Below are 10,633 nucleotides of genomic sequence, written 5' to 3' on the forward strand. Positions count from 1 at the left end.
GACTCCGTGACGCGGGCTTCTTTCGCGGGACAACGACCGCCTCGCCGCACTGCGCCAGCAGACCGATGCCTGGCACCACGGCATGCGCGGCCGACCCACCTGGTGGCGCAGCGGCGACGGACGTGGTGTACGGGATGTGATCGACCAGTGACTTGCTGGAGTAGCGGTCCGCGAACTGGGACGGCCACCGCGTGATCCTCTTCGAGAACCGACCAAAGAACTCGAAGACGGAGGAACACTGCGATGGCCGTGCGACCGACTGTGCCCGACGCGGAACTCGTCGGCAAGGAACTGATGATGGCGAGTCCGGATCTGCTGGGCGCGCTGGTGAAAAGGTTCGCGGATTCCCTGATGTCCGCGGAGGCGGACGCGCTGTGCGGAGCGGAATACGGTGAGATCTCGCCCGATCGGGTGAATCGTCGCAACGGTTACCGGAGCCGGGAGTGGGACACCCGGGCTCCCCGACCTGCGTCGGGTCGAGTTCGAGCTACCTGTGGGCCTGCCCCGTCGGCATCGACTGGTTCGTCATGCTCGCCGACACCGTTGACACCGACACCGTGGGGAAGGTCTTCCGTGCCGTCTACGCCCAGCCCCTCACCCCGCACCAGCTCACCCGGCTCTGGCCGGCTGGCCCCCGTATCGGCGGACCCGGCGCCCCTGCGACTCCTGAACGGCCGGCCATACGGATGAGGAGCTAATTCTCCACGAGGGCCTCGTTGGAGTACGTCCTGTCGAACAGGACATCGTTGGTGTGAATCGTGTCGTAGTATTCGCGCACGGACTGAATCGTGCTGCCGCGCACTTCGACGACAAAGCAGATCCGGTTGTCGTACGTCTTTCCGGCCGGCGACACCCCGCGCACCTCGGCTTCGACGACGACCCGATCTCCTTCCGCTGTTCCACTGGTGATGGTCATTTCTATCCCAGCCGGCATGACCGTTCCTACCAAGCCGAGCAGATCGACGAGCTTCTGCTTGGTGTATGTGCCCGCCAGCGGGATGTGCTCCGGCTTTCCGGACACCAACCACGTAGCCTTCTCGTCCATCAGGTCCATGGCGGCTTTGATGCGCCCCACCGACAGGTTCTCGAAGAAACTGAACACCATGTTCTTGTTTGCCGTCGTACTCAACCGCACTCCTTGTTGATCTTCGGCACGATTTGCCGCTAGCTCGATGACAAGCGGCCATGCTAACCCGCGGTCGGCGACGGCCCAGAGCTTCGCCGACCGGCAGCCGAGCTGACAGGCCCCGCCCGGAGTTCCGTGGCAGCCAGCGTGGCAGCCAAGCCGGTGGACGACGGCGGACGATCGGGGGACGCCGGCCAAACCGGGATCATCGGGCTCTGGTGTGGGCCTCGTCCAGACCGGCCAACGAGCCCGGCGGCGGGCACCAGGCCCTGATAGCGTGCACGGCGGCATCGTTTGCGGGGTGCCCCGGGTGACCGGGGAGAATCGGGAAGCCGGTGGAAGTCCGGCACGGGCCCGCCGCGGTAACCGGGGAGTCCCCGTCCACGCGCTCAGCGCGGCCACTGGACCTAACAGTCCGGGAAGGCGGACGGTCGGCGTCGATCCGGGAGTCCGAAGACCGGCCCCGCGCGGGTGCCGCCCTGGGGCGGCCGGACAGCGGGAGCCTGCCATGCCTACGCATCTGTACGACGTGATCCACCAGCGCCGCGACGTGCGCGGCCAGTTCACTGGCGCGCCGATCCCCAGCGAGATCCTCGAGCGGGTGCTCGAGGCCGCACACGCCGCGCCGAGTGTCGGACTCAGCCAGCCCTGGGACTTCATCCTCGTCACCGACCGGCGCACACGGCGGGCCTTTCACGCCCACGTTCGGTGCGAGCGGGAGGTCTTCGCCGCGTCGCTTGCCGAACAACGGGCCGCCCGCTTCAGCCGGATAAAGATCGACGGGGTGATGGAGTCGTCCCTGTCGCTGGTCGTGACCTACGACCAGCGACGCGGGGCGCCGGCGGTCCTGGGCCGACACGCCATCGCCGACGCAGGTCTTTACTCCGTCTGCCTGGCGATCCAGAACCTGTGGCTCGCGGCCACGGCCGAGGGTCTCGGCGTGGGATGGGTCTCCTTCTACCGGGAAGCGTTCGTCCGCGACCTGCTCGCCATCCCCGCGGACATCCGACCCGTCGCGTGGCTGTGCCTCGGACCGGTAACCCACCACGAATCCATCCCCGACCTCGAGCGCCACGGCTGGGCGAACCGGCGCCCGCTTCGCCAGGCGGTCCACCAGGAACGCTGGCATCCGACCGCCGACGACAACGACTGCGACTCGTCGAGAGCGCCGTCGACGTAGAAGTGGAAGAAGGCGTTGACGTACTTCAGCGGCACGCTCGCCTCCATCTCGGCGCGCGTCTCCTCGTCGGTCAACTCACTGTTGAGCCGAACAGCTTTCCGATGCTGTAGGTGGCTGCCGCTGCGGCCAGGATGATAGCCAGCTGGCGCAGCGCCCCACGCCTCATCGAGTGATCGCTGGAGCGGGCGATGCCGGCCCCGACGAGGATGCTGGCGATGGCGGTCAGGGCGATGGACACGGATACGGCGGGGACGCCGCGCAGGAACCACCAGGGCGCGAGCGGTATGAGGGCTCCCCCGGCGAAGTAGGCGAGCGATGTGGTCGCGGCGGTCAGTGGCGAGCCGAGCCCGGCGGGACTGATGCCAAACACGATCTGAGCGGTGAAGGCAAGAAACCGCTCCTCGTCCAGCGCGAGCTCTGCTGGCGCGGATTGCGCGGTTGCCCGGGCGAATCCCGCGGCCTCTAGGCGTGATGAGAGCTCGTCGAGCATCAATCGTGGGTTACGCGTGACCAGTTGCCGGATCTTGACAAGCAGGCCACCGTAGAGTTCGGCCTGACTGCGTACGGAGACCCATTCACCCGCAGCCATCGACAGCGCGCCGGCGAGCAGGCTGGCGAACCCGGCCAGACGGACGGTGCCGGGCGACGCGTGCGCGCCGGCCATGCCCAGAATGAGGCAGATGTTGGTGACGAGGCCGTCGTTAATGCCCAGCACCGCGGCTCGCGCGCCGCCACGCGCGACCCGGGCTACCTGGTCAGCAAGATCGGCTGCATCGAATGCCGGATCGGTGGGCCGACTCGCGGCGGTCGTGCGCAGCGGCCACGCCGGTCGGTGTGCTCGATACGCTCGGTGGCCGGCGGGCAGGAACGGAACGACCCCCGCGGGCACGTCCTCACTCATGCCCGGCCCAGCTCGGCGAGAGTGGACAGTACAGAGACGGCATGCTCCTGGACACCGGCGACGACATATGTCTTGCGGACGACGCCATCGGGATCGACCAGGTATGACACTCGAAGCGGAAAGGCGGCGTACTGGTCGTCTGGGTCCCGCTCGACCGCGAACAGGCGCCCCACGCTGTGGTCCACATCCGAAAGCAGCGGGAACTCGAAGCCCTGTTCCTCGGCCCAAGCCTTGTTCTCTTCAGGTGTGTCGAACGACAGGCCCACAATGAGACAGCCGGCTGCCTGAAACTGCTCGGCCTGGTCTCGTAGTTCCTGACCTTCGATGGTGCAGCCGGGCGACCCGGCCTTGGGATACCACCACAACAACGCCCAGTGCCCCGCAAGCGCAGTCGAGGCGACCAACCTCCCGTCCTGGTCCGGGAGGGCGAAGACAGGAACGCGGGCGCCTGGGTCGAGCATGTGGGCGATGCTATGTCGCCGACGGCCAGCTATCCGCGGCCGGGCGACCCCGCGACGCACTATCGCCACCTGGTGGCGCGGGACGGCGATCTCGACCTCTATCTCGTGGGGCCGACCACCCACACCGGCCATTGCGAGCAGCCTGCGCACCAGGAACACGACCGTGACACCACGGCCCGTCATGATCCCCGACCTCACCGCGTCGCACGCCTGGTGACCTGTGACCCTGGCCTCACACCGGCATGTGGTCCAGACGCCGCTGGCCGACCGGCTGGCGCGGCGACGACTGGCCGCGCTCACGCCCGGATATGTGCGGGCGGCGATCCGGCGCTGGCAGCAGGAGGGCCTGTCGGTGCCGACGGTGTCCGGCCGCTGGCTTGCCCTGCGTTCGGCGGTGTCCTGGGCAGTCGACGAAGAGCTTCTGCCTAGCAACCCACTTGCCGGCGTGAAGGGCCCACGGCGGCCGGTACCGCGACGCCACCACACCCTCGCCGAGGTCTGCCAGCTTCTGCGCACCGCCGAGGCCCAGGTCGCCGCCGCCGAACACGTGGTAGGCGCCCGCCTGGACCGCGCCGGGCCTGCGCGGGCGCTGTTCACCGCCGAGCAAAATTTGCTGTTGGTGCGGCTTGCGGCCGATTCCGGTGCCCGCCGGGGTGAACTGGCCTGCCTGCGCCGCTGCGACCTGGACGGTCGGGTTCTGACCATCGAGCGGGTGCTGTGCGGCGGGCCTCACCGCACTGGTCAGCACCGATGCGGCGCACGGACCAGCTATGCTGACTGCATCAGCTCGTCGAGCTCCTGCCGCGAGTTGTCCGCGCGTCGTAGCACCCGCTGCTCAGCATCGGGCCTCGGCTCCGCGCGTAACCGGTCGAGATCCTCGGATCCGGTTGTCGGCGGGACATCCACACAGATAGCGATTTTTTCTTGTCTTCGTTCACCGATCTTGGCGTGCCTGCGCGCCTGACCGACGTTCTCACCCGTCTCGCCATCGAGATCCCCACCCCCATCCAGCGGGCGACGCTGCCGGACGCGCTCGCTGGACGTGACGTCCTCGGCCGCGGCCGCACGGGGTCCGGCAAGACGCTCGCGTTCCTCCTGCCCGTGGTCGCGCGGCTGTCCGGCGGGCCCCGGGCCCGAGCAGGGGCTCCGCGCGCACTGATTCTGGCGCCCACCCGCGAGCTCGCCGCGCAGATCGACACGGCTCTGCGGCCGCTCGCCGCCGCGGCCGGCCTCACCTCGTGCACCGTGTTCGGCGGCGTCGGTCAGAACCCGCAGGTGGCCGCGATCCGGCGGGGCGTCGACATCGTCGTGGCCTGCCCCGGCCGGCTCGAGGATCTCCTCGCGCAGGGGCACTGCTCGCTGGCCCAGGTAAAGGTCACCGTGCTGGACGAGGCCGACCACATGGCCGACCTGGGGTTCCTTCCCGCCGTACGCCGGCTGATCGGCCAGACCCCGGCCGGCGGGCAGCGAATGCTGTTCTCGGCCACCCTGGACAAGGCCATCGACACCCTGGTGCGCCAGTACCTCAGCAAACCCGCGGTACACGAGGCCGACTCCGCCCAGTCCCCGGTGGGCACCATGGCGCACCATCTGCTGCACGTCGAGCGGGACAGCCGGCTCCCCGTGCTCGTCGACCTGTCCAGCGCACCAGGCCGCACGGTCGTGTTCACCCGCACGAAGCACGGCGCCAAGGCTCTGGCCCGCCACCTCAACCGCGCCGGCGTGCCCACGGTCGAGCTGCACGGCAACCTGAGCCAGAACGCCCGTACCCGCAACCTCGACGACTTCCAGACAGGCCGGGCCTCGGCGCTGGTCGCCACGGACATCGCCGCCCGCGGCATCCATGTCGACAACGTGGCCCTCGTGATCCACGCCGACCCGCCGGCCGACCACAAGGCATACCTGCACCGTTCCGGGCGCACCGCGCGCGCCGGCAACAGCGGCACCGTCATCACCCTGGCGACCACGGAGCAGATCCGTGAGGTCACGCAGCTGGCCCGCGCCGCCGGCATCAGGCCGACGACCACACGGGTCGCATCCGCCGATCACCCGATACTCTCCACGCTCGCCCCCGGCGCTCGGTCGCTCACCAGCCCCGCGGTCGCGATCCAGGCGGAGACCAGAACCAGTCCAGCCCAACGCATGCCGGTTGGCGGAGACCGCGGCACCGAGCCGACACCTCGAACAGGCAGACGGCGTGGACGCCGCCCCGCCGGCAACCACGGCCACCGCGCCGGGCGGGCCACGGCGTCTCGACCGCCGATGGCCACGGCTCGTACCAACTCACCCGATCACGAGGCCGCCCCGTCGACCGCCGAGCGACCCAGGTCGCGACCGACCCACAGCGCCGCGACGTTCAGCGCACGCCGCGCCCGCTGACCAGACTCGGTCACACCCATACGACACGTGCGTGTGACCGAGTCGCACGGCATTCCCGCGCGCAGCCGATCATGGTGCGGCTGCGCGCCCCCGGGTCGCTCGACCCGACCGGCGGAGCCAGCGTTCGGCGAAGGCGTTTGCGCGCGGCGCCTGGACCGGTGTCCTGAGGCGGCAGTCGCCCCCTGGTGCTCCGGAGCCGCCTTGGTCTCCCGCCGTCCCGTGGCAACGCGCGCCGCGCTCGGTTCAGCGCCCGACCCGGCCGAGCGTCGTCAGTGCGGAAGTCGATCGTTGGGATGCCGGCTATCGGCTGGGGATCGATCGCCGTAGCCCGAACGACGGGAGCACGCTGTTGTCGAAGCGGGTCAGGGCGCAGATCCGATCGCCGGTGAGGGTGAGGAGGTAGAGGCCGGTCCCGTGGCTGATGCCGTTGGGAGAGCGCAGGTAGGCTCCGAACGCTGGCTGACCGTTGGCTCGCGTCGGGACGAGGTCGAACCGGCGACCCGCGCTGAAAATACTGGCGCAGAAGCGGGCCACGACGTCTCGGCCCTCGTACTCGAAGGGCATCGGCGGCATCGACATGAACACGTCGTCGGTCAGAAGGTCCACCAGCGCGTCGAGATCGGCGGATTCCCACGCCTGCGCGAATTTCGCCACGATCGCGTTCTCGGCGGGGGAGTCGGAGGCGGGCGGTGGTTCGCGGTCGTCGTTAGCCATCCGTCGCTGCTCCAGGCCGGCGCGAGCGCGCTTGAGCGCGCTCTTGACCGATTCGACGCTCGAGTCGAGCATCTCGGCCACCTCGTTCGCGTGGAATCCGAGGACGTCGCGCAGGATGAGCACGGCGAGCTGACGGGGCGGCAGGACCTGAAGGGCGGTCACGAAGGCCAAAGAGATGGCTTCGTTCTGCTCGTAGCAGGCCTCCGGGCCCAGCGGCGCGTCGACCGCGCTCTCGAACAGGGCGTCGGGCATTGGCTCGAGCCATACGACTTCGCCGAGCCGGGTCGGCTCGGGCGGTCCGACATTGGGCACGTCCCACTCCTTGGCCAGGCGTCGGCTGGCCGACCTGCGCGCGTTGAGGCACCGGTTCGTCGCGATCCGGTAGAGCCAGGTTCGCGGCGAGGCGCGTCCTTCGAACCCGGCGAAGCCTTGCCAGGCGGCCAGCAGCGCGTCCTGCAGGACGTCCTCGGCGTCCTGGAACGACCCGAGCATCCGGTAGCAGTGCACCAGCAGCTCCCGGCGGTACGGCTCGGTCAGCTGCCGGAACGCGTCGCCGTCCCCGGCCCGCGCTCTGGAGATCAAGTCGGCGGCCACATCCAACACCCTCGGATCACTTCCCTTCGCGTCTCGTCGCTCGCCTGTATGGACACCGGCCCGGGGGCAAAGGGGGCGGCCCGCCGACGCCCCCTTTTCGACGTCGCGGTGTCTACATCGGTGGCAGGTGACAACACAACCCGACACCGGAGAGACGCGATGGGAAAGATCATTATCAGCACGAACGCCTCACTGGACGGAGTCGTCCAGGACCCGGACGGCCAGGAGGGCTTCCGGCTGGGCGGCTGGTTCAACCAGTTCGGGGGCAAGGACCTCGATGCGTGGTTCACGATCTCGTTCGAGGAGGCGCTGGGCGCCGAGGCCCTTCTGCTCGGTCGGCGCAGTGACGAGTGGTTCGCCGCGCGGTGGCTGTCGCGCAGCGGCGACTTCGCCGACCGGCTGAACGGCCTGCCCAAGTACGTCGTGTCCTCGACCGTCGACGAGCCCAGGTGGAGCAACGCGACCGTCCTCGGGGGCGACGTGGTGGACCAGGTCTCGAAGCTGAAGGATGCGCTGGACGGGGAGATCCTCGTCTACGCCAGCTATCAGCTCGGGCGCACGCTGATCGAGCACGACCTGGTCGACGAGCTGCGGCTGTCCGTCTTCCCGGTGGTGCTCGGGGCCGGCGAGCGTCTCTTCGGTGAGACCGGCGACCAGAAAGGCCTGCGCCTCGTCCAGGCCCGGACCATCGGTGACAATCTCGTCCACCTCACCTACCGGGTTGGTCGCGACGTCTAGCTGACCTCGGCCGGAAAGCGCCTCCGTGGGTCCGGGGGCACCCCACCCACGGAGGCGCCTCGGCACGCCTGCGCCGGCGCCCGCGGCGACAGCGCCGGCCGCAATGGGAGGGCGCCGGCGCCGAGCGCGACCGGCAGCACCGGCAGCACCGGCAGCACCAGCAGCACCAGCAGCACCGTGTCGACGCAGCCAACGGCGAGCAGCCGGGTCGCTCCCCAGCGCCGGAACGCCGGCCCGGCCACCAGAGACTCCAGGAGCCCGCCCGCGGGCGATGGCCCTCCCTCGGGGACGGGAGAGCCGTGGCCTGGTTTTCTGCCCGTGGGCAGAGCCGCGGTTCTGCCCGTGGGTCGATGTGCCGGTGGCCGCAGCGGCGAACCATTGGCGGCATGACAGATCTTCCAGTGGTGATGGTGCGCGGCCTGCGCAAGGCTTACGGCGAGCGGGTCGTCGTCGACGACGTGGATCTCGATGTGGCGGCCGGCGAGGTGGTCGGTCTGATCGGCGCCAACGGTGCCGGCAAGACCACGACGGTGGAGTGCGTCCAGGGGCTGCGGCGCCCGGATGCCGGGACGGTACGGGTTCTCGGCCTGGACCCGGTGCGCCACGCGGACCGGGTCCGCCGCTGGGTCGGCAGCCAGCTGCAGGACTCGGCGCTGCCCGACCGGCTCCGGGTGCACGAGGCGGTCGAACTGTTCGCCACCGGCCGCGCCCGGCCGGCCGGCGAGCTGCTTGACCAGTTCGGGCTGGCGGAGCGCCGCCGATCGGCGTTCGCCTCGCTCAGCGGCGGCGAACGACAGCGGCTGTTCCTGGTCCTGGCACTGCTGAACCGGCCGCGGCTGGTGATCCTGGACGAGCTCACCCAGGGTCTGGACCCGGCCGCCCGGCGCGGCGTGTGGTCGGCGGTCCGGCAGCTACGCGACGAGGGCACCACCGTGCTGCTGGTGACCCACGAGCTCGACGAGGCCGAGGCGCTGTGCGACCGGGTGGTGGCCATGCGCCGCGGGCGGGTGCTGGACGCCGGGCCGCCCGCGCGGCTGGTGGACCGACACGCGGGCTGGGCGCGGGTCCAGTTCGGCTGGCCGCCGGGCGACCGCGGCGACGCGAGCGGGATCGGCGACGCGGGCGAGGCCGGCGAGCTGGTTCGGGCCATGCGCGCGCTGCCGGGCGTTCGGGACGTCTCGGTGCATGGCGACCAGGTCCGGGTGCACGGCGACCGGCCGGTGATCGCCCACGTCGGCGCCGAGCTCGTGCGCCGCGGCCGGATCCCCGCCGATCTGCGGGTGGAACTGCCCGATCTCGAGGCCGCGCTGCTCCGACTGCTGCGCGACGACGACACCTCCACCACCGCACCGACCGCCACGTCAGCCACTCCCGCCTACCATGCCGGCCCCTTCACCGCGGAACTGATCGGAGCCCAGCAATGACCGCCACCATGGAGCCCTCGCTCGCCACCGCCACCGACGCGGTGACGACGCCAGCCACCGCACCGACCACCACCACGACGGCGACGGCGGGTACAGCCACGGCGACGGACGCCGGCGAGGCGGCCGGGCGCGGGGCCGTGCGCCGGCTGATCCGCGCCGAGCTGCGGCTGACCGTCCGTGACCCGATGACGATGTTCTTCGTGTTCGCCTTCCCGGTCGTAACAATGCTGATCATCGGCGGCTCGTTCGGACGCTCGCCGGACGAGGATTTCGGCGGGACGGATCCGGCGCACTGGTATGTCGCGTCCTATCTGACGGTCGTGATCGCCGCCGCCGGGCTGGTCATGCTGCCGGTGCACATCGCGTCCTACCGGGAGCGCGGGGTGCTGCGCCGGTTCGCCGCCGCCGGCTTCAGCCGCTGGTCGTTCGCCGCCGCGCAGCTGGTTGCCGGGCTCGTGGCCATCGCGCTGGCCGGTGCCGTGCTGCTGGCCGTCGCCGCCCCTGTCTATGGCGTGCCGACCCCGCACAGCTGGTGGCGGGTGGCCGTCGGGCTGGCCGCCGGCGCGGTCGCCTTCGTCAGCATCGGCGTCCTGCTGGGCACGCTGCTGCCCTCGGCCCGCTCGGCGCAGGCGGTGGGGCTGCTGCTCTTCTTCCCGTCGTTCCTGCTCGGCGCCGGCGGGCCACCGCCGGCCGTGATGGGCTCGGCGCTGCGCGTGATCGCCGGCCCGCTGCCGCTGACCCTGGTTACGAAAGCGGTGCGCGAGCCGTGGCTCGGCATCGGCGACGCCACCGGCCCGCTCGTGGCCGTCGTCGCGCTGGCGCTGGTCGCCCTGGCTGTCTCCGCCCGCCGCAGCTCGCTGACCTCGCGGTAGTTTGCCGTGAGCCTGATTCCGGCTGGCGATCGCCGTACCATGCGCCCCATGAACGCGCTGGGCCCGTGGGCCGCCCGGTGGGGACCGCCGGTCGCCTTCGCGCTGTTCACGCTCGTCGGGGTGGCCTGGCAGGGGGTTGGCTGGCGCGGGGCCGACGCCGCGCGGCTCGTGGCGGCCGGGATCGCCGTCGTCGCCGTGCTGCTCGTGCGGCCCGGCCACCGGCTGCGCGCGCCGGCGGCGGCGG

Annotated in this window: 13 protein-coding genes, 1 pseudogene and 1 riboswitch; of the genes and pseudogenes, 8 read left to right on the plus strand and 6 right to left on the minus strand. The window is 70.7% G+C overall.

Annotation, left to right across the window (positions count from 1 at the left end):
* Positions 1–243 precede the first annotated feature (243 nt).
* Both QOZ89_RS20745 and QOZ89_RS20750 read left to right on the plus strand, forming a co-directional pair.
* Positions 244–459, plus strand: a pseudogene (locus QOZ89_RS20745) (transposase); the annotation flags it as partial.
* Entirely contained in the window at positions 444–698 is a 255-nt protein-coding gene (locus QOZ89_RS20750) for a hypothetical protein (protein ID WP_071049889.1), read from the plus strand. The pseudogene QOZ89_RS20745 and the gene QOZ89_RS20750, both read left to right, overlap by 16 nt.
* Here QOZ89_RS20750 and QOZ89_RS20755 read toward each other — a convergent pair.
* Positions 695–1,129, minus strand: coding sequence for a nuclear transport factor 2 family protein (locus QOZ89_RS20755; RefSeq protein ID WP_157910538.1), 435 nt, complete (start codon positions 1,127–1,129; stop codon positions 695–697). The two genes, QOZ89_RS20750 and QOZ89_RS20755, sit on opposite strands and share 4 nt — an antisense overlap.
* A 279-nt stretch (positions 1,130–1,408) precedes the next feature.
* A riboswitch (cobalamin riboswitch) is annotated at positions 1,409–1,606 on the plus strand.
* Positions 1,607–1,634: 28 nt separating this feature from the next.
* Here QOZ89_RS20755 and bluB point away from each other — a divergent pair.
* The gene (gene bluB / locus QOZ89_RS20760) at positions 1,635–2,306 is read left to right on the plus strand and encodes a 5,6-dimethylbenzimidazole synthase (RefSeq protein ID WP_071049887.1); all 672 of its coding nucleotides are present in this window, start codon (positions 1,635–1,637) and stop codon (positions 2,304–2,306) included.
* Between the two features lie 70 nt (positions 2,307–2,376).
* Here the strand turns inward: bluB and QOZ89_RS20765 are convergent, their stop codons facing one another.
* Genes QOZ89_RS20765 through QOZ89_RS20775 form a run of 3 tightly spaced genes read right to left on the minus strand, consistent with a single transcriptional unit; the run spans position 2,377 to position 4,401 of the window.
* The gene (locus QOZ89_RS20765; RefSeq protein ID WP_312624657.1) at positions 2,377–3,207 is read right to left on the minus strand and encodes a VIT1/CCC1 transporter family protein; all 831 of its coding nucleotides are present in this window, start codon (positions 3,205–3,207) and stop codon (positions 2,377–2,379) included.
* On the minus strand, positions 3,204–3,851 hold the full coding sequence (locus QOZ89_RS20770) for a peroxiredoxin (RefSeq protein ID WP_157910537.1): 648 nt from the start codon (positions 3,849–3,851) through the stop codon (positions 3,204–3,206). Before QOZ89_RS20770 ends, QOZ89_RS20765 begins: the two co-directional genes overlap by 4 nt.
* Positions 3,852–3,900: 49 nt before the next feature.
* On the minus strand, positions 3,901–4,401 hold the full coding sequence (locus QOZ89_RS20775) for a hypothetical protein (RefSeq protein ID WP_312624659.1): 501 nt from the start codon (positions 4,399–4,401) through the stop codon (positions 3,901–3,903).
* 215 nt (positions 4,402–4,616) lie between these two features.
* Here QOZ89_RS20775 and QOZ89_RS20780 point away from each other — a divergent pair, with 215 nt between their 5' ends.
* Entirely contained in the window at positions 4,617–6,047 is a 1,431-nt protein-coding gene (locus tag QOZ89_RS20780; protein WP_312624661.1) for a DEAD/DEAH box helicase, read from the plus strand.
* A 300-nt stretch (positions 6,048–6,347) separates the two neighbouring features.
* Here QOZ89_RS20780 and QOZ89_RS20785 read toward each other — a convergent pair whose 3' ends face one another.
* Positions 6,348–7,355 (minus strand): sigma-70 family RNA polymerase sigma factor, encoded by a 1,008-nt coding sequence (locus QOZ89_RS20785; RefSeq protein ID WP_312624663.1) that lies wholly within the window; start codon positions 7,353–7,355, stop codon positions 6,348–6,350.
* 159 nt (positions 7,356–7,514) lie between these two features.
* Here QOZ89_RS20785 and QOZ89_RS20790 point away from each other — a divergent pair, with 159 nt between their 5' ends.
* Complete coding sequence (locus QOZ89_RS20790) at positions 7,515–8,093, plus strand: dihydrofolate reductase family protein (RefSeq protein ID WP_071049882.1); 579 nt, start codon at positions 7,515–7,517, stop codon at positions 8,091–8,093.
* Here QOZ89_RS20790 and QOZ89_RS20795 read toward each other — a convergent pair.
* Positions 8,090–8,335, minus strand: coding sequence for a hypothetical protein (locus QOZ89_RS20795; protein ID WP_312624665.1), 246 nt, complete (start codon positions 8,333–8,335; stop codon positions 8,090–8,092). The genes QOZ89_RS20790 and QOZ89_RS20795 overlap by 4 nt on opposite strands.
* A gap of 144 nt (positions 8,336–8,479) precedes the next feature.
* On the opposite strand from QOZ89_RS20795, the gene QOZ89_RS20800 reads away from it, so the two are divergent.
* The 3 genes from QOZ89_RS20800 to QOZ89_RS20810 form a co-directional block, all read left to right on the plus strand.
* On the plus strand, positions 8,480–9,517 hold the full coding sequence (locus QOZ89_RS20800; RefSeq protein WP_071049880.1) for an ABC transporter ATP-binding protein: 1,038 nt from the start codon (positions 8,480–8,482) through the stop codon (positions 9,515–9,517).
* Positions 9,514–10,389, plus strand: coding sequence for an ABC transporter permease (locus QOZ89_RS20805; protein WP_083418900.1), 876 nt, complete (start codon positions 9,514–9,516; stop codon positions 10,387–10,389). The genes QOZ89_RS20800 and QOZ89_RS20805 overlap by 4 nt, the downstream gene beginning before the upstream one ends.
* Positions 10,390–10,437: 48 nt before the next feature.
* Positions 10,438–10,633 (plus strand): hypothetical protein (locus QOZ89_RS20810; protein WP_312624667.1); only part of this gene is annotated, 196 nt, incomplete at its 3' end.

Source organism: Pseudofrankia coriaricola, assembly GCF_032027725.1.
Taxonomy (GTDB): Bacteria; Actinomycetota; Actinomycetes; order Frankiales; family Frankiaceae; genus Pseudofrankia.